Genomic DNA, 24,339 nt, shown 5'->3' with positions numbered 1-24,339 from the left:
GGCGAGCGGAGGTCCGGGTGGACCGCGGCACCGGCTCTCATCACCGTGCGCGACCGTCATCCGCGTCGTCGACCCCACGATGGTCGCACGGAACGGCCCGTCTCGTCACCGGGTTTACCGGCGACTTGTCCGCGGTCGTCCCGTCACCCGGAGTGCTCTGTCCGAGCCACCCCGGAACCGGGTGTTCCGTAACGCTCCGTGGCCGCCGTGCCGGGCAGCTGCGCGGCCTTCAGCGTGGCGCCCGTCTGCCCGCTCGTCTTCACCGGCGCCACGGACCGCCAGTCCGGGTGGCCCGGCATGGCCGGCGTCCTCCTGCCGTACAGCCACGCGTGGAGGAACCCGTGCAGGTCGCGTCCGGTGACCCGGGAGGCGAGGCGTACGAAGTCGGCCGTGCTCGCGGTGCCGTTGCGGTGGACGCGGACCCAGGCGCGCTCCAGGCGCTCGAAGGCGGGGGCCCCGATGTGCTGCCGCAGCGCGTAGAGCACCAGGGCGCTGCCGTCGTACACGATGGGCCGGAAGATGCCGATCTGCCTGTCGGCTCCCGCGGGCTTGGGCGCGGCGGGCGGGCCGCCCTCGGCGCGCCACTGGTCGGAGCGGAGGTAGGCGGTGTGCATCCGGTCCACCAGCGAACGGCTCCTCTTCTCCTGCCCGTACAGGGCCTCGTACCAGGTCGCGTGGCCCTCGTTCAGCCAGAGGTCGGACCAGGTGCGGGGGCTGACGCTGTCGCCGAACCACTGGTGTGCCAGCTCGTGGACCATGAGTCCTTCGACGTACCACGCGGGGAACCGCGCGGCACCCGTGCCGGCGAAGAGCCGCCGCTCGAAGAGGGACAGAGTCTGCGTCTCCAGCTCGAAGCCGGTCCGCGCGTTCGCGACGAGCATGCCGTACGTCTCGAAGGGGAAGCGGCCGGCCTTGCTCTCCATCCAGCGCAGCTGGTCCGGTGTCCTGCGCAGCCAGGGCGCGAGGAGCGCGCGGTCCTGGGTGTGCACCACATCGCGGATGGGCAGGCCGTGCGGGCCGGTCCTGCGCAGCACGGCGGAGTGGCCGATGCTCACCTGGACCAGCTCGGTGGCCATCGGGTGGGCGCTGCGGAACACCCGGGTCGTGGTGGCGCCGTGCCGTGCGGTGCGCACGGGCAGGCCGCCCGCGACGACGGTGAGGTTCCGTGGCGCGGTGACACGGAAGGTGAAGCGCGCCTTGTCGGAGGGGTGGTCGTTGCACGGGAACACCCGGTGCGCGGCGGCCGCCTGGTTGACCATGGCCAGGCCGTCCGTGGTCTGCACCCAGCCGCCCTCGACGCCCTTCTGCGGAACGGGGTCGCTGGTGTGCCGCACGGTGATGCGCAGCCGTCCGCCCCGGCGCACCGGGGTGGCCGGGGTGATGACCATGTCCTCCTTGGCCGTGGTGAAGCGGGCGGGGCGGCCGTCCACCTCGACGGAGCGCACCCGGCCGTGCGAGAAGTCCAGGTTCACGCGGTCCAGGGGCGCGGTGGCGCGGGCGTCGATGGTGGTGACGGCCGTGAGGGGCGTCTTGTTGGAGCCGTGGTACGTCAGCGCCACGTCGTAGGTCCGCACGTCGTAGCCGGGGTTGCCGAGCAGCGGGAAGAGCCGGTCGCCGATGCCCAGCGCGCCGCCCGGGGACGGCGCGTCCGCGGCGACGAGGCAGACGCTCGCGGCGACGGCGAGCACGGTGGCGCCGGTGCGGCGTCCGCGGGGGCGGGGGGCGCGGGTGCGTGGCGTGAGCGGCGGCATGGATCACCGTTACCAGGGCGGGCCCGGGGCACGAGGGCGACGCGCTCCCGGGTCACCCGGACGGCGGCGGCCATGCGGGCGGGACGCCCGGCAGGGGCGGTCTCGGCGGCCGGGCTCCGGCGTGTGTGCTGGGGACACGGCCGGGCTGTGGGCATGGTGGCTGCCGCGCCGGTGCGAGGGGCCCGGCGGTCACCGTGCCGGTGCGGGGCCCGCGGCGGACACCGCGCCCGTCCACCGCGCCCGCGGTCACCGCGCCTGTTCGCCGCGCTCGGCGGTCACCGTGCCGGTGCGGGGCACGCGGCGGACACCGCGCCCGTCCACCGCGCCCGGCGGTCACCGCGCCTGTTCGCCGCGCCCGGCGGTCACCGTGCCGGTGCGGGGCCCGCGGCGGACACCGCGCCCGTCCGCCGCGCCCGGCGGTCACCGCGCCTGTTCGCCGCGCCCGGCGGTCACCGCGCTCGCACACCGCTCCCGGCGGCTACCGTGCCACCGCTGCCGGGTGCCGCGCTCGGCTCACGTCGTACACCCCCGGCACCTTGCGCATCGCCCGCATCAGGGAGGGCAGGCAGGACGCGTTGGGGAGTTGCAGGGTGTACGTGTGCCTGACCCGCTGCTCGGTGGGGGGTTCCACCTTGGCCGAGAGGATCGCGACGCCTTCGACGGCGATGGCCTCGGTGAGGTCGGCGAGCAGTTGGGGGCGTCCGAACGACTCGGCAAACAGTGTGACCCGGCACTCCGCGCCCTCCCCCCAGCGCACGCCCACCTCCGGGCGCCCCGCGCTCTTCATGCGCGCCACTGCCGCGCACTCCTGACGGTGCACGGTGACCACGCCGCCGCGTACGGCGAACGCGGTGACGCTGTCGGGCGGCACCGGCGTGCAACACCCCGCCAGGCGCACTGTTGCGCCGGGGACGTCGACGACGGCGTTGGCGGGGACGGGGCGCACGCCGGGAGTGCTGACCGGTGTGCGGGGCGTGTCCTCGGGAGCCTGGGCGCCCTCGGGGGCGCGTGCGTCCTCCGGGTGGCCGGCGAGCCAGCGCTCGATCGCGATCCGTGCCGCGGGCGTGTGCGCATGCTCCAACCACTGGCTGGAGGGCCCGGAGGCGGGGTCCTGGCCCATCAGGAGCTGCACGGTGTCCCCGTCCCGCAGGACGGTGCCCAGCGTCGCCAGGCGGCCGTTGACCCGGGCGCCCATGCAGGCGTGCGCGTCCTCGCCGTACTGGGCGTAGGCGGCGTCCACGCAGCTGGCGCCGGCGGGCAGGCCGAGGGTGCGGCCGTCGGGCCGGAAGACGGTGATCTCGCGGTCCTGGGCGAGGTCCTCGCGGAGCGTGGACCAGAAGGTGTCCGGGTCGGGCGCGGCCTGCTGCCACTGGAGGAGGCGGGAGAGCCAGCCGGGCCGGGTGGGGTCGGCACGCTCGCCGTCACCCGGCTCCTCCCCGGGCGACGGAGCAGGCGGCGCCTGCGCCGGTGCGCCCGGCGCGGGCACCGATGCGGTGGGCGCCGTGGCCGCGGCGAGCGGAACGCCCGGGGCCGTCCGCCCGGCGGGCACGGCGGGGGGCGCGTGCTGCGCGTAGGGGTTGCCGAGCGCGACGACGCCGGCCTCGGCGGTGCGGTGCATCCGGTGGGTGCGGATGAGGACTTCGGCGACCTCCCCGTCCGGCCGGGCGACGGCCGTGTGCAGCGACTGGTAGAGGTTGAACTTGGGTACCGCGATGAAGTCCTTGAACTCCGCGATGACGGGCGTGAAGCAGGTGTGCAGCTCGCCGAGCACGCCGTAGCAGTCGGCGTCCTCGTTCACCAGCACCAGCAGCCGCCCGAAGTCGGCGCCGCGCAGCTCGCCGCGTTTGCGCCGGGTGCGGTGCACGGAGACGAAGTGGCGTGGCCGGATGTGGACTTCGGCACTGATCCTGGCGTCCCGCAGTACCGCCCGCACGTCCTGGGCGATGTCCGCGAGGGGGTCCTGCCCGGCGGCGGCGTGCGCGGCGATCAGCTCCCGGGTCTCCGCGTACTCCTCGGGGTGCAGGATCGCGAAGACCAGGTCCTCCAGCTCGGTCTTGAGCGCCTGCACCCCCAGGCGCTCGGCGAGCGGGATGAGCACGTCCCGGGTGACCCTGGCGATGCGGGCCTGCTTCTCGGGGCGCATGACGCCGAGCGTGCGCATGTTGTGCAGCCGGTCGGCGAGCTTGATCGACATCACCCGGACGTCGTTGCCCGTGGCGACGAGCATCTTGCGGAACGTTTCTGGTTCCGCGGCGGCGCCGTAGTCGACCTTCTCCAGCTTGGTGACCCCGTCGACGAGATAGCGCACCTCGGCACCGAACTGCTCTCCCACCTGATCCAGCGTCACCTCGGTGTCCTCGACGGTGTCGTGCAGCAGGGACGCCGTCAGGGTGGTGGTCTCGGCGCCGAGTTCGGCGAGGATCAGGGTGACGGCGAGCGGGTGGGTGATGTACGGCTCACCGCTCTTGCGGAGTTGGCCGCGGTGCGACGACTCGGCGAGCAGGTAGGCCCGGCGCAGCGGTTCGAGGTCGGCGTCCGGGAAGTGCGCGCGGTGGGCCTCGGCGACATGCGCGATGGCGTCGGGCAGCCGGTCCCGGTCGGAGGCGCCGAGCAGCGCGGCCCGGCCGAGTCTGCGCAGGTCGAGACGGGCGCGGCCACGCCTGCGCTGGGTTTCGGGCGACGGGGGATCAGCGGGTCGAGTGGCCTGCGCACTCATGGGCACCTCCGGCTGCGTCGTCCGGCGGAGCGGCGGGGAGCCCTGGCATGCCCCTGGGGGGAGGGGGTGTTCCCCGTCCGGGCCGGTGCTTGATGCTACCGAGCACACCGCCCTCGCCCGACCGGCACCCCCCAACCAACCATCGAATCACTCGAACGAGCGACAGATGAGGGGTTTACAACTACGAAGCGTGCTCAAACCACTCCGCATCGATCTCACCCTCGGCGACGATCACGGCGGGGCCGGTGAGTTCGATCTCACCATCCGTGCGCTCGGTGATCACCAGGCGCCCGCCGGGGACATCGACGGTGTACATGGCGGGGGCGCCCGACACCGCCGGGTCGATGCCGTCCCTGCGGGCCGCGGCGACGGCCACCGCGCAGGCGCCCGTGCCGCACGAGCGGGTCTCGCCGGAACCCCGCTCGTACACCCGCATCGCCACGTGCCGCTCGCCGACGGGCACGACGAACTCCACGTTCACCCCCTGGGGGTATGGAGCGGCGGGGGTGACCGGCGGCGTCAGCAGATCGCCGGCGTGGGCGAGGTCCTCGACGAAGGCGACGGCGTGCGGATTGCCCATGTTCACGTTCAGCGCGGGCCAGCTGCGCTCGCCGACCCGCACGGTGACGTCGCCCGGGGGCAGCACGGACCGGCCCATGCCCACGGTGATGTCGCCATCCTTCGCTATGTGCACGCTCTTCACGCCGCCGCGGGTGGCGACCGCGAGATCACCCTCGGCGACCAGGCCCGCGCGCTGGAGGTAGCGGGCGAAGACCCGCACGCCGTTGCCGCACATCTCGGGGGCCGATCCGTCCGCATTGCGGTAGTCCATGAACCACTCGGTCTCGAAGGCCATGCGCCGCGCCTCGGGATGCGCCGCGGAGCGCACGACGTGCAGCACGCCGTCACCCCCGACGCCCGCGCGGCGGTCACAGAGCGCGACGACTGCTGCGGGGGTCAGCTCGATGGCGTTCTCGGGGTCGGGGACGATCACGAAGTCGTTCTCCGTCCCGTGGCCCTTGAGGAAGGCGATGCGCGTGCTCATGCCCCGATCGTACGGGGTGGGTAGGACAACGCGCTGGCAGCAGGCCCGGCGCCGGCCCCTCCGGGCGGAGCGCGCCCGCCCGGAGGTCAGCGCAGGCGGGCCACCCGCCACACGGCGAGCACCGCCGCCGCGACGACCAGCACGGCGTAGCCGGCGATCACCCGCCAGTCGGGGCGGCGGCCGGAGCCGCGCGGGGGCAGCCCCGGCCAGGTGGAGCCGGCCCGCCGGGCGGCCATCACGCCCCAGCCCGCGGCGCACGCACAGATCAGCAGCCCCAGCATGGCCACCACGGCACCGCTGTCGCCGAACTCGAACGCGAGCGGGAACGCGAACATCAGGGAGCCGATGGCGGCCAGCGCCACGATGGGCGCGAGCTGCCATATGCGCAGCCGCCGCTGGGGGCGCAGCTCCACCTCGACCTCGGGCTCCGGGACCCCCTCGGCGGGGTCCTGGCCGTCGTCGCCGGGGCCGTCCTGCGCGCTGCCGGGGCCGTCGGGGGTGAGCCCGTCGTCGGCGGCCGGGCCGTCACCGATGGTGAGTTCGTCGCCGTCCCGTACGGGGTTCTCGGCGTCCTGTGCGACGTCGTACTCTCCGCCGTGTGCGGTGTTGCGAGGGCCGGCCTCCATCGCCACGCGCCCTCCCACTCGGACTTCACCGGTCGATCGATGGTCGATGATGGCACGCCGCCGGGGCGCCGGATGGCGGCCGGAGCGTCCCGATGCCATCACGTGATCAGGCTGTGACCGGTCGTTCGACCAACGTCAGCGCCCGTGCCGGGAGTTCCCGGCGGTCCGCCTCCGCGCCGCTCAGCCAGTGCACCCGGGGATCCCGCCGGAACCAGGAGTCCTGGCGGCGTGCGAAGCGCTTCGTGGCGCGAACGGTCTCCGCGCGCGCCTCCTCCTCGGTGCACTCCCCCGCGAGCGCCGCGAGCACCTGCTGGTAGCCGAGCGCGCGGGACGCGGTGCGTCCCTCCGTGAGCCCCTGCGCCTTCAGCGCACGTACCTCCTCCACGAGGCCGCCCGCCCACATCCGGTCGACCCGCGCGGCGATGCGCTGGTCCAGCTCGGGGCGGGACACGTCCACGCCGACCTGGATGGTGTCGTAGACCGAGTGGACCGACTGGTGGGACGGGAGGTTCGCGGTGAACGGCCTGCCGGTGATCGCGATCACCTCCAGCGCCCGCACGATACGGCGGCCGTTGCTGGGCAGGATGGCTCGGGCGGCCTCCGGGTCGACGCCCGCCAGGCGCGCGTGCAGGGCGCCGGAGCCGTGCAGCGCCAGCTCGTCCTCCAGACGGGCGCGCAGCACCGGGTCGGTGCCGGGGAACTCCAGCTGGTCGATGGCCGCCTTGATGTACAGCCCCGAGCCTCCGACCAGCACCGGGGTTTGCCCCTGGGCGAGGAGCCTGTCGATCTCCGTGCGCGCCAGCCGCTGGTACTCCGCGACACTGGCCGTCTCGGTCACCTCCCAGACGTCCAGCAGATGGTGTGGCACGCCGCGGCGCTCCTCGAGCGTCAACTTGGCGGTGCCGATGTCCATCCCGCGGTACAGCTGCATCGAGTCGGCGTTGACGACTTCGCCGCCGAGGCGCTGGGCCAGGAAGACGCCCAGGTCGGACTTTCCGGCGGCGGTCGGCCCGACGACGGTGATGACTCGCGGGGCGGTGGCTGGACTTCTCACCGCCCCAGTCTCCCAAACCGGCCGGCCCTCCTCGAACGAGTTAGGTGACGTCACGCCCCCGGGGTCGTTGCCTGTTGCGAGGTCCCGGCCGTCGGTTTCGAGGATCGGTGCCCCGGGCGCCGCCATGGGACGCACCGGAGCGCGGGTTCTGCCCGCCCGAAGACAATATGGAGTGGATATGGGTGTTTTTGCGCGAATCTTTCGCAGGTCCAAGGACACGGAGGCGGCGTCCACCGCCGAGGCGCCGGCCGAGTCCCTGACGGCCGGGGCGGAGGAGCAGGAGGCCCAGGGCTCCGCCGGGTCCGGTACGGACGCCGGGGACGCCGGGGACGGCGGGTCCCCGGCGGAACCGGCTGCGCAGGACGGCTCCGCCGCGGGGGGCTCGGCCACGGCCGTGGCCGAGGAGGCCGCTTCGGCGACCGGTGAGGCGGAGGACACGCAGGGGGACGGCGACGGGTCCGGGGACGGCGTCGGCATCCCCAAGCAGCAGTCCGCGGACGAGGCCGCGGACAGCGAGACGGGCGAGGGCGCGCGGCAGTAACGGGGTTCGGCGACCGCCCCCGGCGTACGGTGAGCCCAGCGGACGGTGTGCCTCCGCCCCGGCCGCGGCGCACCGGCACGGCCGGCACGGCACGCCTGCGGCGGGCCGCCGGGCCGAGCCCCTTGTGGTCCGTCGCCTGCCCACCGGCCGGTGAGGGCTGGTCGCGCCGTTCCCCGCCCCCCTTCCGGGCGCGGCCCCACCGGCCGGCGAACCCGACGCCGCGGAGCCGCACGGCGCAGGCGCCTGGGCCTAGGCCCAGGACGCGACCAGGTAGCCGACCCCGTACGGCGCTTCGTCGTAGTGGAGGGTGCCGTCGAAGGCGGCGCCCTCAGCCGCGCCCGCGAGGACCTGCCACGGCGCTCGGCCCGCGGCCATCACCTCACGGGCCAGCTTCTCGTCCATCTCCTTGAGCCCCTGCGCATCGGCCGCAGCGAGCGCGCGTGCCACCGCCGCGTCGAAACCCGCGGCGCGCTCGTCGAGATACCCGGGTGCCTTCAGCGATCGGCATGCGCTGCCGTCCCCCATGACCAGCAGCGCCACCCGCCCCGGCGCCGCCGCGAGCCCGGCACCCAGCTGAACGCACCGCCCGGTGTCCAGGAGTTCCCCCACGGCAAGCCCCTCCACCGGCGCGGAGGACCACGCAGTGTGCCCGAGCAGCCACGCGCCCACGGCGAGCGGCTCCGGCAGGACGCCGCCCGCGGCACCGCCCGGCACCGGCGCCCCGCCCGGCGGGGTCCCGAGCCGTACGTCCAGGTCCACCCCGAAGCCGCGGAACGAGCCGGGGCTGCCCGACGGGAAGGCCGTGCGGCCCTCACCCGGCGTCGCGCCCACGACGAGCAGCCGGTCGGGACGTGCGTCGGCGAGCACCGCGACGGCGCGCGCACAGGCGTCCCGTGCCGCGTCCAGCTCAGGGGCTGCGCCCGCGGCGACCTCGGGGACGAGCAACGGCGGACAGGGGCAGACTGCGGCGGCGACAAGCATGATCCACAGCGTAGTCCCGGCAGGTGCGCGGCGGCCGCGCTCGGAAGCCGGAGAACGTCCGGAGCCGGGGTCCGGAAAGGTCCGAGCCGGTCCGGAACATCGTCCCCGGATCTCCGGATCCCCGGGCCGTCTCCGGCCGCCTCTCCGAGCGGTTCACGGGGCGCACGGAGCGTCCAGGAGCCCCGGGGCGCAGAACGGTGTCCCTGACGTGCCTGAGGGTGCTCCGAGGGCCACGGAAGGTGTCGTCAGGCGGTCAGCGTCGGTCCTCGGGACCGCGGCCTTCCCTCGTCGTGCCTCAGGACGGGGCAGGCGTCTCCGGGCGGTCAGGCTCAAGACGGCAGACGTCCGGAGAACAGGCTCAGGACGGCAGGCGTCCGGACGTCGGGCTCGGCACCGCAGGCCTCCGGTCTTCGGCCTCCGGACGTCACTCACCGCGCCCGCAGGCCGTCACTCGCCGCACCCGCAGGCTCCGCCCGGAGCGGCCGGCAGCGGTTCGGGGACCCCCACGGTCGGCAGGCCCAGCATCACGCCGCCGGGCTTCCCGGCGTCCGCCGCGCCGGAGTCGGTGGCCCGGCGGCGCTCCCAGGCGTCCCCCGCGCGCGTGCGCCGCACGTCGAGGACCGGGCCCTCGGCGAGCAGGTGGTGCGGGGCGGCGTAGCTGACCTCGACGGTCACCACGTCGCCGGGGCGCACCTCCTGGGCCGGCTTGGTGAAGTGCACCAGGCGGTTGTCGGGGGCGCGGCCGGACAGGCGGTGGGTGGAGCCGTCCTTGCGGCCCTCGCCCTCCGCCACCATCAGCTGGAGGGTCCGGCCGAGCTGCTTCTTGTTCTCCGCCCAGGAGATCTCCTCCTGGAGCGCGACGAGCCGCTCGTACCGGGCCTGGACGACGTCCTTCGGGATCTGCCCCGGCATGTCCGCGGCCGGGGTCCCGGGGCGCTTGGAGTACTGGAAGGTGAACGCCTGGGCGAACCGGGCCTCGCGCACCACATGGAGGGTCTGCTCGAAGTCCTCCTCCGTCTCGCCGGGGAAGCCCACGATGATGTCGGTGGTGATCGCGGCGTCGGGGATGGCGGCCCGCACCTTGCTGATGATGCCCAGGTAGCGCTCCTGCCGGTAGGAGCGCCGCATCGCCTTCAGCACCCGGTCGGAGCCGGACTGCAGCGGCATGTGCAGCTGCGGCATCACATTGGGCGTCTCGGCCATGGCCGCGATCACGTCGTCGGTGAAGTCGCGGGGGTGCGGTGAGGTGAAGCGCACCCGCTCGAGGCCGTCCAGCTTCCCGCAGGCGCGCAGCAGCTTGCTGAACGCCTCGCGGTCGCCGATGTCCGAGCCGTAGGCGTTGACGTTCTGGCCGAGCAGGGTGATCTCCGAGACGCCCTCGGCGACCAGCGCCTCGACCTCGGCCAGGATGTCGCCGGGCCGGCGGTCCTTCTCCTTGCCGCGCAGCGCGGGGACGATGCAGAAGGTGCAGGTGTTGTTGCAGCCGACGGAGATCGAGACCCAGGCCGCGTAGGCGCTCTCGCGGCGGGTGGGGAGCGTCGAGGGGAAGGCCTCCAGCGACTCGGCGATCTCCACCTGGGCCTCGTCCTGGACGCGGGCGCGCTCCAGGAGGACGGGCAGTTTGCCGATGTTGTGGGTGCCGAAGACGACGTCGACCCAGGGCGCGCGCCGCACGATGGCGTCCCGGTCCTTCTGCGCCAGGCAGCCGCCCACGGCGATCTGCATGCCGGGCCGCCTGGACTTCACAGGGGCCAGCCGGCCGAGGTTGCCGTACAGGCGGTTGTCGGCGTTCTCCCGTACCGCGCAGGTGTTGAAGACGACGACGTCGGCTTCACCGTCGGCGCCCTCGGGCGCGCGCACGTACCCCGCGTCCTCCAGCAGGCCGGAAAGCCGCTCGGAGTCGTGGACGTTCATCTGGCACCCGTAGGTGCGCACCTCGTAGGTCTTCGCGCTCATCTCGCCCACCAGAGTACGGGGTCCACGCGCGCGTGCCCGACGGCCGCCGGCGCCCGGATCGCGCTCCGTCGCGCGGAGTGTGCCACGCGGTGTTCCCCGCTCGCCGCGCGCGTGCGGACCGTTCCACGTGGCCGGGCCACACCGCGCGCGTGGACCGCGGTGCGCGGGCCGCCCCGGGGCCCTGGCCCGCAGGGGGCGCGACTGGCAGGATCGCGCGCATGCGTCTGGCACTCCCGCACATCGGCAGGGCCCGGGCCCTGGAGGGCTCGGCCGTGGGCCTGGTGGTCCTGGGGTTGCTGCTGTGGTGGCTGCTGCCCTGGGGCGAGAGTTCCCCGCACGGCCCGGTGGTGATCAGCACGGGCACCCACAGAGGCGTGTACGAGCGGTACGGCAAGCTGCTGAAGGACGAGCTCCACGACGACATGCCGGACCTGGACGTGCGCCTGCGGAGCAGCGCGGGCTCCCAGGAGAACGTGGAGCGGGTGGCCACGGGCCGGGCGGACTTCACCATCGCGGCCGCCGACGCGGTGGAGCAGTACCGGCTGGACGGCAAGCCCGGCGCCCGGGACCTGCGTGGCTGCGCGCGCCTGTACGACGACTACGTGCAGCTCGTCGTCACCCGGCTGTCCCCGATCCGGTCGATCGACGACCTGCGGCACAAGAGGGTGGCCATCGGGCAGGCCGGTTCCGGTGTGCGGCTGATAGCGGAGCGGGTGCTCAAGGCTGCGGGGCTGGACCCCGCCAAAGACATCCGGGCGCGGTCCACCGGCATCGACACCGTGCCCGAGGCTCTGCGGGACAAGAAGATCGACGCGTTCTTCTGGTCGGGCGGCCTTCCCACCGAGACGGTCACCAAGCTCTCCAAGCGGATCGACATCCGCTTCATCCCGCTGGGCGGCCTGGTGGACGCGCTGCACCGGCAGGGCGGCGCGTCGGCCTACTACCGGGCCTCCGACATGCCTTCGGACGCCTATCCCTTGGCGGAGAAGGGCGTCCCCGTGTCCACCCTCGCGGTGGCGAACCTGCTGGTCACCACGGACGCGGTGGACACCGGGCTCACCGAGCGGGTGACCCGTACGGTGATCGACAGCCGGGACCGGATCGGCAACCAGGTGCACGCGGCACAGAAGGTGGACCTGCGCACCGCCCTCTACACGGACCCCCTCCCCCTGCACGACGGTGCCAGCCGCTATTACCGCTCGGTCAAGCCGTAAACGCCCCGAACGGTCAAGCCGTACCTCCCGAGCGGGGCCGGAGGGAGCACGGCACCACGGACGCGCCGCCCGCGCGCTCGCAGCGGGAGCCCGGCGCCACAGGCGCGCCGCCCGCCGCACCCGCACGCCAGTGCACAGCACTGCGCACCGCCCGCCGCACCTACCCACCCACCCACCAGAACGTGGCAGCCCACCAAGCGCACGGCAGCCCACCGGCGCGGCACCACAGCGAACGCGCCGCCGCCCCGCCCTCACGCCGGGGGTGCGCTGCGGGGCACCCGCACGCTCACCTTCAAGCCCCGTGGTTCATGGTGCGCGTACTCGATGCTGCCGCCGCCGGCCGCCAGCAGCGCCCGGGAGATGGACAGGCCGAGCCCCGAGCCGTGCACGTTCTGATGGCGGCCGCTGCGCCAGAACCGGTCGCCGATGCGGGCCAGTTCGTCCTCGGTGAGCCCGGGTCCGCCGTCGGCGACCACGATCGTGGACGTCTCGCCGTTGGCGGAGACCGTGAGGGTGACCTCCTCGCCCGCGGGGGTGAACTTCAGGGCGTTGTCGATCACCGCGTCCAGTGCGCTGGACAGTGCGACGGGATCGGCCCAGGCGGTGACCGCCGGGCACTGCCCCGTCAGGCGCACGCCCTTCTCCTCTGCGACCGGGCGCCAGGCGCCGACGCGCTCGGCCGCCAGCTCCCCGATGTCGGTGAGCTTCAGGTCAGCCGCCGCGTGCTCGGCGAGGGCCAGGTCGAGCAGGTCGTCGAGCACCTGGGCGAGGCGCTTGCCCTCGGCGCGCACCGAGGCGATCTCGGGGTTGTCCTCGGGGAGCTCCAGGGCGAGCAGGTCGATGCGCAGCAGCAGCGCCGAGAGGGGGTTGCGCAGCTGGTGGGAGGCGTCGGCGACGAAGGCGCGCTGCTGCTCGAGCACCCCTTCCACGTTGTCGGCCATCTCGTTGAACGACCGGGCCAGGCGCCTGAGTTCCGGCGGTCCGCCGGCCTCCGCCACACGGGACTTCAGGCGTCCGGTGGCGATGTGGTGGGTGGTGGCGTCGAGGACCCGGACCGGGCGCAGCACCCAGCCGGTCAGCCGCAGTGCGGCCCCCAGCGCGACCAGCATCGCGACGGCCTCGCCGGCGGCGATGAGCAGCCAGCCGTGCAGCGTCCTGGCGCGCAGGGCTCCGGCGGGCGAGTCGGTGACGACGACCCCGACGACGTCACCGTCCCTGACAACGGGCGTGGCGACCACGAGCCGGCCGTGCTCCCAGGGCCAGACCTGCGCGGGGTCGTGTCCGGGACGGGACGCCAGGGCCACGTCGAAGGTCTTGCGCAGCTCGCCCGACTTGGGCAGGGTCCACCCCGCGGGCGCGGCGGCCACGGCCGCGCCGTCCCGGCCGAAGACGCCCACCTTGATCCGGTAGACCTGGTAATAGCGGCCGAGTTCCTTGTCCAGGGTCTCCTGGCGCTCGTCGGGCGTGGGTTGCGGCGCCTTCCTCCCGGGCGGCTGGATCGCCGTCGTGCCCGGGTTGGCGACGCCCTGGTTGACGTACTGGGCGAGCGAGGCGAAGCGCGCCGTGTCGTCCATGCGGTCGACGACGACCTTCTGCTGCTGGCCGGCGGCGAGGCTGACCGCGAGCGGGACGCCGAGCGCGAGCAGCACGGCGGCCAGCAGGACGATCAGCAGCGGGAGGAGCCGAGTGCGCACGCGGGCCCGCTATGACGCCGGGGCGACGAGCCGGTAACCCACGCCGCGCACGGTCTCGATGAGGGCGGGCATGGCGAGCTTGGCGCGCAGCGAGGCCACGTGCACCTCGAGGGTGCGGCCGGTGCCCTCCCAACTGGTGCGCCACACCTCGCTGATGATCTGCTCCCGGCGGAAGACCACTCCTGGCCGCTGGGCCAGCAGCGCCAGGAGGTCGAACTCCTTGCGGGTCAGGGGGACGGCCGTGCCGTCCACGCTGACCGTGCGGGTGGGCAGGTCGATGTGGACGGCGCCCAGGTGCAGATCCGACTCGGCCGCTGCCGCGCCGCCCCCGGCGAGCAGGGGGCGGCGGATGACCGCGTGGATGCGGGCGATCAGCTCACCGGTGTCGTAGGGCTTCACGATGTAGTCGTCGGCACCGAGATTGAGGCCGTGGATGCGGGAGCGCACGTCGGAGCGGGCCGTCACCATGATCACGGGGATGCCGGTGCGTTTGCGGATCTTGCCGCAGACCTCGTAGCCGTCCTGGTCGGGCAGGCCGAGGTCGAGCAGCACCACGCCGAAGGGGTCCTGCTCCCTCACGGGACTCGGCAACAGGGCCCGCAGCGCCTCGTCCCCGCTGCGGGCGTGCACGACCGTGAAGCCGTGCCGCGTCAGAATCGCCGACACGGCAGCGGCGACATGGTCATCGTCCTCGACGAGCAGCAGTCTCACCCGGCCCCCTTCCGTTGTTCACCTGCCCGGGCACCCGGCGCAGGCGGCTTGTGCGCCCCGCGCCCGGGTCCCGTGGGCGCGTGTACGCCTTCCGGGCCCGGGCCTTCCGTACGCCGGGATGCGGACCGACCGCCTCCACGCGCGGGGAACGTCTCCACGGGCGGGAACCCTCTCCACGGGTGTGGCACGTCTCCACGGGTGTGGCACGTCTCCACGGGTGTGGGACGTCTCCACGGGTGTGGGGCGTCTGTCCATACCAAGGCATCCACGCCGATGGTCGAGGACGGCGTCAAGAGCGCGTGGCCCGGCGGTTGGTTCCGTTACGGAGCCGGTACGGTGCGCCCCCGTACGGCGATCACTCACCGTACCCGGTTGCGACCGGATCGTTATCCTCAATTCTCCCTCAGATGTAATGACGCAGGTTCTGGGGGGTTATTACTGTCCTCCCAACCGAGGAGGACGGAGCAAGAAGCCGATGACCGAAGTATCGGTGGCCAAGGACGACGCCGTATCCGTGGCCGACCTGGTCGTGCTGAAGAACGTCAACAAGCACTTCGGCGCGCTGCATGTGCTCCAGGACATCGACCTGACCATCGCCCGTGGTGAGGTGGTCGTCGTCATCGGTCCCTCCGGCTCCGGGAAGTCGACCCTGTGCCGGACGATCAACCGCCTGGAGACGATAGATTCCGGCGCCATCACCATCGACGGCAGGCCACTGCCCGCGGAGGGCAGGGAACTGGCCCGGCTGCGGGCCGACGTGGGCATGGTCTTCCAGTCCTTCAACCTCTTCGCCCACAAGACCGTGCTGGAGAACGTGACCCTCGGTCAGATCAAGGTGCGCAGGACCGACCGGAGGGCGGCCGAGGAGAAGGCGCGCGCCCTGCTGGACCGTGTGGGTGTCGGCTCCCAGGCGGACAAGTACCCCGCGCAGCTCTCCGGTGGGCAGCAGCAGCGCGTGGCGATCGCCCGCGCCCTCGCGATGGACCCGAAGGTCATGCTCTTCGACGAGCCGACCTCCGCCCTCGACCCCGAGATGATCAACGAGGTCCTGGAGGTCATGCAGCAACTCGCCAGGGACGGTATGACGATGATCGTCGTCACCCATGAGATGGGCTTCGCCCGATCGGCTGCCAACCGCGTCGTCTTCATGGCGGACGGCAGGATCGTCGAGGAGGCTGTGCCGGACCAGTTCTTCAGCAACCCGCGCAGCGACCGTGCCAAGGACTTCCTGTCGAAGATCCTGCACCACTGATCCCGCACCCCTGACCCCGCAGCTGCTCGTGCACCACTGAGACGGAAGCAGCCCCGCACGGGCCGTGCCCGGCCGGGCCCCGCGCCCACCGACCGCACGGCACCTCGCCCACCGACCGCACGGCGGCCCGCCCCCCGGCCGGCAGCCCGCCGGCCCCCGCGACCGGTTCCCGGTCATGCCGATCCCGCTGATCGCGCCGACGCAAAGGATGTTCACCATGAAGCTTCACAAGGTCACCGCGACGGCCGCCGTCGTGCTCTCGCTCGCCGTCACCGCCACGGCCTGTGGCGGGAGCAAGGACGACAACAACGGTTCCGGCGGCGGGAAGAAGATCGCCATCGGCATCAAGTTCGACCAGCCGGGACTCGGCCAGAAGAAGCCGGACGGCTCCTACGCCGGCTTCGACGTCGACGTCGCCACCTATGTCGCCAAGCAGTTGGGGTACTCCGCCAAGGACATCGAGTGGAAGGAGACCCCCAGCGCCGACCGGGAGAACGCGCTGGCGCGCGGGGACGTCGACTACATCGTGGCCTCCTACTCCATCACCCCGGAGCGCGAGGAGAAGGTCTCCTTCGCCGGCCCGTACCTGCTGGCCCACCAGGACCTGCTGGTCCGCAAGGACGAGACGATCACCAAGGGCACGGACCTCAACGGCAAGAAGCTCTGCTCGGTGACGGGTTCGACGTCCGCGCAGAACATCCACGACACCATCGCGCCCAAGGCGAACCTCCGTCAGTACGGCACGTACTCCGAGTGCCTCGACGGGCTCGTCGGCGGTGCCGTGGACGCCCTGACCACCGACGACTCGATCCTCGCCGGCTACGCCGCGCAGGAGCAGTACCAGGGCAAGGTCAAGCTGGCCGGGCTGAAGCTCAGCAACGAGAACTACGGCATCGGCATCAAGAAGGGCGACACCAAGCTCAAGAACCAGATCAACGACGCCCTGAAGAAGATGGTGTCGGACGGTTCCTGGGCGAAGGCCGTGAAGGACAACTTCGGCCCCGCCGACTACAAGAACGAGCCCGCTCCGAAGATCGGCGACATCGTCAAGTAACAGCAGGCACCGGTGGTGTGCCGTGCCCGCGGCAGGGCACACCACCGTCTCGACACACGCGGAAGCGCGGGAGATCGTGTTCGACTTTCTTGAAGGCTACGACGTGCTGGGGGCGTTCTGGACGACCGTCCAGCTGACGTTCTTCGCCGCCATCGGCTCGCTCATCTGGGGCACGATCCTCGCGGGGATGCGGGTCAGCCCCGTTCCGCTGATGCGCGCCTTCGGCACCGTGTACGTGAACGTTTTCCGGAACATCCCCCTCACCGTCATCATCGTGTTCACCTCGCTCGGCCTCGCGGACGTCTTCGGGGTCACCCTGGGGGTGCCGGACGACTTCGACGCGCTCGGCTTCCGGCTCGCCGTGCTGGGGCTGATCCTCTACACCTCCACCTTCGTCTGTGAGTCGCTGCGCGCCGGCATCAACACCGTGCCGGTGGGTCAGGCGGAGGCGGCACGGGCCATCGGGCTGAGTTTCACGCAGGTGCTCAGGCTGATCGTGCTCCCCCAGGCCTTCCGGTCGGTGATCGGACCGCTGGCCAACGTCCTGATCGCACTGACGAAGAACACCACGGTCGCGGCTGCCATCGGCGTCGGGGAGGCCGCGCTGCTGATGAAGGAGATGATCGAGAACGAGGCGCAGCTGCTGCTGATCTCGCTCGTCTTCGCCCTCGGCTTCGTGGTGCTCACCCTGCCCACCGGCCTGATCCTCGGCTGGCTCGGCAAGCGGCTGGCGGTGAAGCGATGACCTCCGTCCTCTACGACGCCCCGGGGCCCCGCGCCAAGCGGCGCAACGTCCTCTACTCCGTCGTCTTCCTGGTCCTGCTGGCGCTGCTCGCCTGGTGGGTCTGGGGCGTGCTGTCCGACAAGGGGCAGCTCGCCTGGGTGAAGTGGAGCCCGTTCTTCACCGATTCCCAGGCCTGGACGACCTATCTGCTGCCCGGCCTCGGCAACACCCTGAAGGCGGCCGCCCTGTCGATGGTGATCGCCCTCCCGCTGGGCGCCGTCTTCGGCATCGCGCGGCTCTCGGACCACGCCTGGGTACGGGGGTCCGCCGCCGTGGTCGTGGAATTCTTCCGGGCCATCCCGGTGCTGCTGCTGATGGTGTTCGCCAACCAGTTCTACTCGGAGTCCACCGACGTCAGCAGCGACTCCCGGCCGCTGTACGCGGTGGTGACCGGCCTCGTGCTGTACAACGCCTCCGTGCTCGCCGAGGTCGTGCGCGCGGGCATCCTGGCACTGCCCAGGGGCCAGACGGAGGCCGCGCAGGCGATCGGGCTCCGCAAGGGCCAGACGATGGCGTCCATCCTGCTCCCGCAGGCGGTGACCATCATGCTGCCGGCGATCGTCAGCCAGCTCGTGGTCATCGTGAAGGACACCGCGCTCGGCGGCGCCATGCTGGGCTTCACGGAACTCCTGGACTCCCGCAAGACGCTGGCCGCGAACTACGCCAACGTCATCCCCAGCTTCATCATCGTCGCAGTGGTCTTCATCGTGCTGAACCTGCTCCTGACCACGTTCGCCTCCTGGCTGGAGGGCCGGCTGCGGCGCAGCAAGCGCGGCACGGGCGCGGTGCTGGGCGCGGACGCGGTCACGGAGCTCAACGCCGTCGGCGAGACCCAGGATCCGCTGCCCGGCCCGGCCCGGGTCCCCGGACAGAGCACCACCGGCAAGACGCCCTGACGGCGGGCGCGGCCGCCTCGGCGCCGCACCGCACGGCAGGCGGACGGAGGCCGCCCGGCTCGGCGCCGCACCGCGCGACGGACGCCGCGCCGGCTCGGCAGCAGACAGCACCACGGCGGGCGCGGTCACCCGGGCAGCACGAGCAACAGACAGCACCGGGGCACCCCGGGCACACATGGCACGAAGGAGATCCACACAGACGGGCGGGGGATCCACACAGACGGAGGCATCGGCGGTCGCGCCGGTGCTTCCGTCGCTTGACGGGGGCACCCGCAATGGGTTGCATTCGTTCTGTGATCGCGCACCCTGTACCTCCCTGTCCAGCAGCACCTCTCCTCACGAGGCTCAGGACTCCCCACCGGGCAGGGAGCGCCACGCCGTGGACCCGGTGATCATCGTGGGCGCCGGGCCCGTCGGGCTCGCGCTCGCACTGGGCCTGGCCCGGCAGGGGGTGCCCTCCGTGGTGCTCGACGAGGGCACCGGCAAATCCGAGCCGAGGCCGGCGCGCACGGTCGTGCTGCACGACGACACGGCCGCGCTGGCCGAGCGGCTGACGGGCACCCGGCTCGCCGGCCCCGGTCTCCACTGGACCGGTTGGCGGTCTTTACGGCGCAAGCAGGTGATGCGCGAGGTCGCCTTCGGTCCCGGGCGGCCCGCCCCACTGCACATCGCCCAGCACACCCTGACCGCGGCCCTGCGCGAGGCGGCCGACGCGGCGCACCTGGTGAAGATCGCCACGGAGAGCCGCCTCGACTCCGTCGAGCAGGAGGCGACGGGCGTCACCGCCCACACTCGTGGCCCACGCGGCACCTGGTGGCGCGGCAGCCATCTCGTGGGCTGCGACGGGGCCCGCTCGACGGTGCGGAAACTGCTGGACATCCGCTTCCCGGGGCGCACCGGCGTGGAGCGCCATGCCGTCGCCGCGCTGCGTGCCGAACTCCCCTGGCACGGCGAGGCCGTACTGCACCGCATGCCGCCCTGGCGGCTGGCCGGCCGGGAGGTCACGGCCCGGCCGCTGCCCGACGGGGTCTGGCGTCTGGACTGGCTGCTGCCGCCGCGCAGCGAGCTGGTGACGCCCGACGCCCTGGTGGCGCGGGTGCGGGAGACCCTGGCCGGCTGGTGCGAGGGCACCACCCCGCCCTACGAGCTGCTGGACACCGGGGTCCACACCGTGCACCACCGGCTGGCCCGCCGCTGGCGCGCCGGTCGGGTCTTCCTCGCCGGGGACGCCGCGCACCTGCTGGGCGCGCTGGGCACCCAGGGCGTCGACGAGGGCCTGCGCGACGCCGACAACCTGGCCTGGAAACTCGCCCACGCCTGGCATCACGGTCACCACGACGCGCTGCTCGACAGCTACCAGGCCGAGCGCCGCGCCATCGTCGCCGCCCGGCTGCGCGCCGCCGACCAGGCGCTGCCGATACTGCGCGGCGGAGGCGGCCTGCGCGCTCACCTGCCGGGCACGGCCCGCGGACACGACGCCCTGCTCACCGACGGCCACCTGGGCAGCGGAACACTGGGCGCGCCGGGCACTTACGCCGCCTCGCCGCTGGCACCCCCGCCGAGCGAGGCCGCGGTGGAGACGGCCACCCCACCGGGCTCGCTCGTCGCCGACGTCCAGGTGACCGCGGAGGACGGCGCCTTCGTGCGGCTGCGGGGCCGGCTGGGCCTGGGCCGCCTGGTGGTCGTGCTGGTCGCGCCGGGCACGGAGGTGTGGGCGCGCAAGCACTGGGTGAGCGCGGGGATCATGCCCCGGCTCGCGGCTGCCGTGAACGCACTGCCGTATCCGGCGGAGCTCCTCGTCGCAGAGAGTTATCCGGGCGCGGCGGCACACACGGTGCTGCTGGTCCGCCCGGACGGACATCTCGTGGCCGCCTTCGGGGGCGTACATCCCACAGCGCTGCACACGGCTGCGGAGGCGGCCCTGGGCGGCTCCCTTCGGGACGCGGCCACAGGACAGGCCGAGGACGGCGGCGGTAGGACCGGCGAGGGGGCGCGGGCACGCTGAGCGGGGCGGCGCCCCGGAAGGAGCGCCGGAGAACCGCGCGACAAGCCCCCACCGGCCGGTGGCCAACAGCAAGGCCGCAAGGGGCCGGTCCCGAGGGCCCGCCGCAGGCGCAGCGTGGTTGCTCGCTCCCCCACTGCCTTCAGGCCTGGGAGGTACGCCCATCCCCCGCCGCTTCCGGGGCCGCAGGCTGCGCCGGCCGGTGGTCGCTGATCGCGTGGTGCGCGGACTCTCGACGCAGATCGGGCGCGGACGACGACGTACGGACGATGACGTACGGACGCCGGCGGCGGGCGCCGGGGCACGACGACGATGCGGACGACGGCCGGAAGCGACGGTCTCAGGGACCGCGGGAGCACGCCGGGGGCGTGCGCGCCGGCGTCCGAAAGGCTCGTGCGCCGCCTTTTTCCGACGTGTCCCCCTGCCCTCCGCTCGCCCTTCACGGCTCGGTTGACCTGCGGTCTCGCGCATGGTGTACTCCGGTCCATGACCGACACCGCTGTGCGTCTGTGGCGCAGGGTCCACATGGACCTCGTTCGTTATGTCGGCTGCGTCTGTCTCACGTCCGCCTGAATTCGCCTCTCCCTCTTCACGCATCACGCGTCTCCCGCATGGCTCCGTATCCGGGGCGTGCGTGGTCCAGCGAACTCTCCGGACGGATCTCATGTCTCTTCCCGCTTCCGCAGCCTCCCCTGCCCGCGGCACCGACGGCGAAGCCCCAGCCCAGCCGCCGACGGCCGCCGACCTCCTCGACTTCGTGCGCCGCACCGCCGAGGACTCCGAGCTGATCGCCTCCCTGCCGCTCGACCCTGAGGGCCGCACCTGGGTGCGCCTCGAGGGCCCGGCGGGCAGCGAGGCCTGGCTCATCGGCTGGCCTCCAGGCACCGGCACCGGCTGGCACGACCACGCCGACTCGGTCGGCGCCTTCCTCACCGCCTCCGGTGAGCTGATCGAGAACTCCCTCGCCGCCCGCCTCCCCACGGACGGCTGGAAGACCCTGGAGCTCACCGAGGGTGTCGACCGCACCCGGCGGCTGACCTCGGGTCAGGGCCGCGCGTTCGGCAGGCACCATGTGCACGAGGTCTTCAACGAGTCCACCACCGAGCACGCCGTCTCCGTACACGCCTACTACCCGCCGCTGCCGCAGATCCGCCGCTACAGCCGCACCGACCAGGTCCTCAGGCTGGAGCAGGTCGAGCGCCCCGAGGACTGGCAGTGACTGCCGCCGGCCCGGTCCCCGTCTCGATCGACGACCACCTGGAGCGGGTGCGCTCCGGCCTCGACCGCATCGAGGCCGCGGACGCCCATGCCGCGGCGCTGTCCGGTGACGCACTGCTGGTGGACATCCGATATGCGGCGCTGCGGGACCGGGACGGACTGATCCCCGGCGCGCTGGTCGTCGAGCGCAATGAGCTGGAGTGGCGCCTCGACCCGCTCGGCAGCCACCGTCTGCCCGAGGCCACCGGTCATGACCTGCGGATCGTGGTGATCTGCAATGAGGGCTACGCGTCCAGCCTGGCAGCGGCGTCCCTGCGGCAGCTCGGGCTGCACCGGGCGACCGATCTGGTGGGTGGGTTCCAGGCATGGCGGGCGGCGGGACTCCCGGTGACGGCCGCCACACCATGACGACCGCCGCGCGGTGACCGGCCACCGCGCTCGTGACGGCCACCGACGCCGTGACGGCCCCTGAGCTGTGACAGGCGGGGATCGTCGACATGGCGGGCCACCAGGTCGTGGGACAGCGCCATGTCCCCGAAGCCGAGGCCTGTGCTGTGGACGGCGGGGACGGTCGGCGTGGCCGGGGTGCCGTCTCCAAGGGTGAGCTTGAGCGTGCTGCCCGGCTCCAGAGGGAGATGATCGCCGGCGGTTCCGCTGACGGCGGCGGTGCTCGTCCAGGTGGGTCGGCGCCCCTCGACGGCTGGGCGAGGAGGGTGGCTTCGGGGACGACGCGGCTACGCCGGGCATGGCGCGCACCTTCCGGGCCACGCTGCCGGGGAGCCATGTGCGCTCCGCCAGCGGCTTGGCCTTCCGCTTGGTCCTGCCGTGCTCGACGGTGGTCTGATGAACGCTCTGGTCGGCCAAGACGCTCACGGGGACCGCCGCGTAGCGCTCGGTGCGGATGGCGCCGTGCAGGCCCGTCTCCAGGAGGGTGCCGCAGGCGGTGATGAGGGCGGCGGCACGCCTCAGGGCGAGGAAGGCGCCGGCGAAGTCGGCCCATCGGGCCCGGACGGTCCGCAAGGCGTAGCACAGCATCATGACGCGGCCCCGGGCCACCTGATGGCCGTGCCGGGGCGCACGGTAGCGTCCGCTCCTCCGCGGCCTGCACCGGAGCCACCAGCGGTGTCCACCTCTCCAGGACCCGCACCGGAGCCTTCAGCGAACCCCCCACCACCGGGGGTGGGCGCGTCTGTGCTCGGTCCCCCGGTGGTGAGCCCGCCGGTGGTGGATCTACCGGTCGCGGATGTGTCGCCCTGCGGCCGGCTGCCGCGCTGGGGGCGCGCGGGTGTGCTCGGCGGTTCGGCCGGGGTGAGCGCGAGGGGGGCGAAAGGGGCCGGGACGAGGGCCATGGGGATGGCCGGCGCGGACGCCCGAGGTGCATCGGGCCCAGGCGGCGGACGGGGCCCAGGCGGCGGAGGAAGGATGTCGGATGCCATGCGTCTACGGTCGCCGCTGCCCCCGTCCTTCCACATTGCGGCAGCCTGCAGAGTTTCCCTGTGGTTTTCCCCACCGTCCCGGTCGGCGCCCGGGGTGATTCCCCCGGCCGCCGCCGCGACCACGACTGCGAGCGGGTGCTGACGACAGGACCCGGGGCAGCCCTATGTCACCGAAGCCGCGCTCGCCGCCGTGGTGGCGGCCGCGATCAGCGTCTGTGCCGCGTGCCGTGCGTGCCGGGCCGCCTCCGGATCACCGCTGATCGCGGCCGTGGTGATCGCCCCGTCGACCAACAGCAGCAGCTGCGCCGCCAGCGCCGCCGGATCCGCCACCCGCAGCTCACGAGTGAGGCGGAGGATGCGGTCGTGCACGGCCTGCTTGTGGTCACGTGCCGCCCGCGTCACCCCGTCCGAGACGGCGCCCAGCTCGCCGAACGAATTGATGAAGGCGCAGCCCCGGAACTCCGGATCGGCGCACCAGGCGTACAGCCAGTCGAAGACCGCCAGCAGGCGCTCGTGAGGCGTGGCGGAGTTCCGGTCCACATAGTCGAAGAGCGCGGCACGCCACCGGCCGTCACGGCGCCGCAGGTAGGCCTCCACCAGTTCCTGCTTGGAGCCGAAGCACTGATACAGCCGTTTCAGCGACACCCCCGACGCGGCCCGCAGCTCGTCCATGCCGACCGTCTGTATCCCCCGCCGGTAGAACAGCTGCTCGGCGGTGTCCAGCAGCCGTATCCGGGCCTCTTCCTCATCCACAGCCTCTCCTGCTACCGCTGAGAACGCCCGTTCTCTAGACTATCCGACCACTGGAAGAACGATCGTTCTCCCATCCTCCCCCGACGAGAGGACCCTCATGACGCCCAGGCCTCCCTTCCCGCCGTTCGACGAGCAGACCGCGCGCCAGAAAGTCCAGGCGGCGGAGGACGCGTGGAACACCCGCGATCCCGAGCGTGTCGCCCTCGCCTATACGGAGGACTCCGTCTGGCGGAACCGCGAGCGGTTCGTCACCGGCCGGGACGAGATTGTCGCCTTTCTGCGTGACAAATGGTCGCGCGAGCTCGACTACGCCCTCCGCAAGGAGTTGTGGAGCTTCAGCGGCGACCGGATCGCCGTGCGCTTCCAGTACGAGTGCCACGACGCGTCGGGGCAGTGGTGGCGCAGCTACGGCAACGAGCTGTGGGAGTTCACCGAGGAGGGGCTGATGCGGCGCCGCGAGGCCAGCATCAACGACCTTCGCATCAGCGAGAGCGAGCGACGCATCTTCGGCCCGCGCCCGGAGACCGAGCACGGGACGCCGATCCCGCTCCAGTGAGGCTGCTGTCTTCGGGCCCGCCATCCTGCCCGTCACCGAGTCAGGCCCGAGGGGTACCGCACCCATGACCAGCCCGGGGTCCGGTGGCGTGCCGCGGCC

General features: G+C 72.9%; 20 protein-coding genes. 10 read left to right on the top strand and 10 right to left on the bottom strand.

From position 1 onward, the window contains the following. Nucleotides 1-143: 143 nt before the first annotated feature. The 5 genes from ACSMXW_RS28145 to miaA all read right to left on the bottom strand — a co-directional run bounded on the left by ACSMXW_RS28145 (nucleotide 144) and on the right by miaA (nucleotide 7,192). Nucleotides 144-1,751: a M1 family metallopeptidase gene (locus tag ACSMXW_RS28145; protein ID WP_485800358.1), complete on the bottom strand. Its 1,608-nt coding sequence runs from the start codon at nucleotides 1,749-1,751 to the stop codon at nucleotides 144-146. A gap of 478 nt (nucleotides 1,752-2,229) precedes the next feature. Further along, nucleotides 2,230-4,467: a RelA/SpoT family protein gene (locus tag ACSMXW_RS28140; RefSeq protein WP_485800356.1), complete on the bottom strand. Its 2,238-nt coding sequence runs from the start codon at nucleotides 4,465-4,467 to the stop codon at nucleotides 2,230-2,232. Between the two features lie 181 nt (nucleotides 4,468-4,648). Further along, nucleotides 4,649-5,512, bottom strand: coding sequence for a diaminopimelate epimerase (dapF, locus tag ACSMXW_RS28135; RefSeq protein WP_485800355.1), 864 nt, complete (start codon nucleotides 5,510-5,512; stop codon nucleotides 4,649-4,651). Nucleotides 5,513-5,598: 86 nt separating this feature from the next. Further along, entirely contained in the window at nucleotides 5,599-6,138 is a 540-nt protein-coding gene (locus tag ACSMXW_RS28130; protein ID WP_485800353.1) for a hypothetical protein, read from the bottom strand. Between the two features lie 106 nt (nucleotides 6,139-6,244). Then, complete coding sequence (miaA, locus tag ACSMXW_RS28125) at nucleotides 6,245-7,192, bottom strand: tRNA (adenosine(37)-N6)-dimethylallyltransferase MiaA (RefSeq protein WP_485800351.1); 948 nt, start codon at nucleotides 7,190-7,192, stop codon at nucleotides 6,245-6,247. Nucleotides 7,193-7,370: 178 nt separating this feature from the next. Here miaA and ACSMXW_RS28120 point away from each other — a divergent pair, with 178 nt between their 5' ends. After that, a complete protein-coding gene (locus tag ACSMXW_RS28120; RefSeq protein WP_485800349.1) occupies nucleotides 7,371-7,733 on the top strand; it encodes a hypothetical protein in 363 nt (120 codons plus the stop codon). 249 nt (nucleotides 7,734-7,982) lie between these two features. Here ACSMXW_RS28120 and ACSMXW_RS28115 read toward each other — a convergent pair whose 3' ends face one another. Both ACSMXW_RS28115 and miaB read right to left on the bottom strand, forming a co-directional pair. Next, nucleotides 7,983-8,714, bottom strand: a complete 732-nt coding sequence (locus ACSMXW_RS28115; protein WP_485800347.1) for a class III extradiol dioxygenase subunit B-like domain-containing protein — start codon at nucleotides 8,712-8,714, stop codon at nucleotides 7,983-7,985. A gap of 447 nt (nucleotides 8,715-9,161) precedes the next feature. Then, on the bottom strand, nucleotides 9,162-10,670 hold the full coding sequence (gene miaB, locus ACSMXW_RS28110) for a tRNA (N6-isopentenyl adenosine(37)-C2)-methylthiotransferase MiaB (RefSeq protein WP_485800346.1): 1,509 nt from the start codon (nucleotides 10,668-10,670) through the stop codon (nucleotides 9,162-9,164). A 218-nt stretch (nucleotides 10,671-10,888) separates the two neighbouring features. Between miaB and ACSMXW_RS28105 the strand changes: the two genes are divergently transcribed. Continuing rightward, a complete protein-coding gene (locus ACSMXW_RS28105; RefSeq protein WP_485800345.1) occupies nucleotides 10,889-11,884 on the top strand; it encodes a TAXI family TRAP transporter solute-binding subunit in 996 nt (331 codons plus the stop codon). Nucleotides 11,885-12,135: 251 nt separating this feature from the next. On the opposite strand, the gene ACSMXW_RS28100 is transcribed toward ACSMXW_RS28105, so the two are convergent. Both ACSMXW_RS28100 and ACSMXW_RS28095 read right to left on the bottom strand, forming a co-directional pair. Next, nucleotides 12,136-13,578: a sensor histidine kinase gene (locus tag ACSMXW_RS28100; protein ID WP_485800343.1), complete on the bottom strand. Its 1,443-nt coding sequence runs from the start codon at nucleotides 13,576-13,578 to the stop codon at nucleotides 12,136-12,138. 9 nt (nucleotides 13,579-13,587) lie between these two features. Further along, nucleotides 13,588-14,289, bottom strand: a complete 702-nt coding sequence (locus ACSMXW_RS28095) for a response regulator transcription factor (RefSeq protein WP_485800341.1) — start codon at nucleotides 14,287-14,289, stop codon at nucleotides 13,588-13,590. Nucleotides 14,290-14,764: 475 nt separating this feature from the next. Here ACSMXW_RS28095 and ACSMXW_RS28090 point away from each other — a divergent pair, with 475 nt between their 5' ends. The 7 genes from ACSMXW_RS28090 to ACSMXW_RS28060 all read left to right on the top strand — a co-directional run bounded on the left by ACSMXW_RS28090 (nucleotide 14,765) and on the right by ACSMXW_RS28060 (nucleotide 21,903). Further along, entirely contained in the window at nucleotides 14,765-15,541 is a 777-nt protein-coding gene (locus tag ACSMXW_RS28090) for an amino acid ABC transporter ATP-binding protein (RefSeq protein ID WP_485800339.1), read from the top strand. 217 nt (nucleotides 15,542-15,758) lie between these two features. Continuing rightward, nucleotides 15,759-16,595 carry a glutamate ABC transporter substrate-binding protein gene (locus ACSMXW_RS28085; protein ID WP_485800337.1) on the top strand — a complete coding sequence of 279 codons (837 nt, stop codon included), beginning with the start codon at nucleotides 15,759-15,761 and terminating at the stop codon, nucleotides 16,593-16,595. Between the two features lie 76 nt (nucleotides 16,596-16,671). Further along, nucleotides 16,672-17,340 carry an amino acid ABC transporter permease gene (locus ACSMXW_RS28080; RefSeq protein WP_485800333.1) on the top strand — a complete coding sequence of 223 codons (669 nt, stop codon included), beginning with the start codon at nucleotides 16,672-16,674 and terminating at the stop codon, nucleotides 17,338-17,340. Continuing rightward, nucleotides 17,337-18,275, top strand: a complete 939-nt coding sequence (locus ACSMXW_RS28075) for an amino acid ABC transporter permease (RefSeq protein ID WP_485800329.1) — start codon at nucleotides 17,337-17,339, stop codon at nucleotides 18,273-18,275. The genes ACSMXW_RS28080 and ACSMXW_RS28075 overlap by 4 nt, the downstream gene beginning before the upstream one ends. Before the next feature lie 379 nt (nucleotides 18,276-18,654). Next, a complete protein-coding gene (locus ACSMXW_RS28070) occupies nucleotides 18,655-20,280 on the top strand; it encodes an FAD-dependent monooxygenase (protein WP_485800328.1) in 1,626 nt (541 codons plus the stop codon). Nucleotides 20,281-20,941: 661 nt separating this feature from the next. Then, entirely contained in the window at nucleotides 20,942-21,496 is a 555-nt protein-coding gene (locus tag ACSMXW_RS28065) for a cupin domain-containing protein (protein ID WP_485800326.1), read from the top strand. Then, nucleotides 21,493-21,903: a rhodanese-like domain-containing protein gene (locus ACSMXW_RS28060; RefSeq protein WP_485800324.1), complete on the top strand. Its 411-nt coding sequence runs from the start codon at nucleotides 21,493-21,495 to the stop codon at nucleotides 21,901-21,903. The genes ACSMXW_RS28065 and ACSMXW_RS28060 overlap by 4 nt, the downstream gene beginning before the upstream one ends. A gap of 1,190 nt (nucleotides 21,904-23,093) precedes the next feature. Here the strand turns inward: ACSMXW_RS28060 and ACSMXW_RS28055 are convergent. Next, nucleotides 23,094-23,684, bottom strand: a complete 591-nt coding sequence (locus ACSMXW_RS28055) for a TetR/AcrR family transcriptional regulator (protein ID WP_485800322.1) — start codon at nucleotides 23,682-23,684, stop codon at nucleotides 23,094-23,096. 97 nt (nucleotides 23,685-23,781) lie between these two features. On the opposite strand from ACSMXW_RS28055, the gene ACSMXW_RS28050 reads away from it, so the two are divergent. Next, nucleotides 23,782-24,240 (top strand): nuclear transport factor 2 family protein, encoded by a 459-nt coding sequence (locus ACSMXW_RS28050; RefSeq protein ID WP_485800320.1) that lies wholly within the window; start codon nucleotides 23,782-23,784, stop codon nucleotides 24,238-24,240. The last annotated feature ends 99 nt before the right edge of the window (nucleotides 24,241-24,339 follow it).

The organism is Streptomyces sp. DSM 116793 (assembly GCF_057320905.1).
This window is presented reverse-complemented; position numbering and strand designations above follow the sequence as displayed.

Bases quoted from the DNA above. Each gene is read 5' to 3' on its own strand.
- ACSMXW_RS28145 (WP_485800358.1), bottom strand. From the start codon at position 1,751: ATGCCGCCGCTCACGCCACGCACCCGCGCCCCCCGCCCCCGCGGACGC.
- ACSMXW_RS28140 (WP_485800356.1), bottom strand. From the start codon at position 4,467: ATGAGTGCGCAGGCCACTCGACCCGCTGATCCCCCGTCGCCCGAAACC.
- dapF (WP_485800355.1), bottom strand. From the start codon at position 5,512: ATGAGCACGCGCATCGCCTTCCTCAAGGGCCACGGGACGGAGAACGAC.
- ACSMXW_RS28130 (WP_485800353.1), bottom strand. From the start codon at position 6,138: ATGGAGGCCGGCCCTCGCAACACCGCACACGGCGGAGAGTACGACGTC.
- ACSMXW_RS28120 (WP_485800349.1), top strand. From the start codon at position 7,371: ATGGGTGTTTTTGCGCGAATCTTTCGCAGGTCCAAGGACACGGAGGCG.
- ACSMXW_RS28115 (WP_485800347.1), bottom strand. From the start codon at position 8,714: ATGCTTGTCGCCGCCGCAGTCTGCCCCTGTCCGCCGTTGCTCGTCCCC.
- miaB (WP_485800346.1), bottom strand. From the start codon at position 10,670: ATGAGCGCGAAGACCTACGAGGTGCGCACCTACGGGTGCCAGATGAAC.
- ACSMXW_RS28105 (WP_485800345.1), top strand. From the start codon at position 10,889: ATGCGTCTGGCACTCCCGCACATCGGCAGGGCCCGGGCCCTGGAGGGC.
- ACSMXW_RS28090 (WP_485800339.1), top strand. From the start codon at position 14,765: ATGACCGAAGTATCGGTGGCCAAGGACGACGCCGTATCCGTGGCCGAC.
- ACSMXW_RS28085 (WP_485800337.1), top strand. From the start codon at position 15,759: ATGAAGCTTCACAAGGTCACCGCGACGGCCGCCGTCGTGCTCTCGCTC.
- ACSMXW_RS28075 (WP_485800329.1), top strand. From the start codon at position 17,337: ATGACCTCCGTCCTCTACGACGCCCCGGGGCCCCGCGCCAAGCGGCGC.
- ACSMXW_RS28065 (WP_485800326.1), top strand. From the start codon at position 20,942: ATGTCTCTTCCCGCTTCCGCAGCCTCCCCTGCCCGCGGCACCGACGGC.
- ACSMXW_RS28050 (WP_485800320.1), top strand. From the start codon at position 23,782: ATGACGCCCAGGCCTCCCTTCCCGCCGTTCGACGAGCAGACCGCGCGC.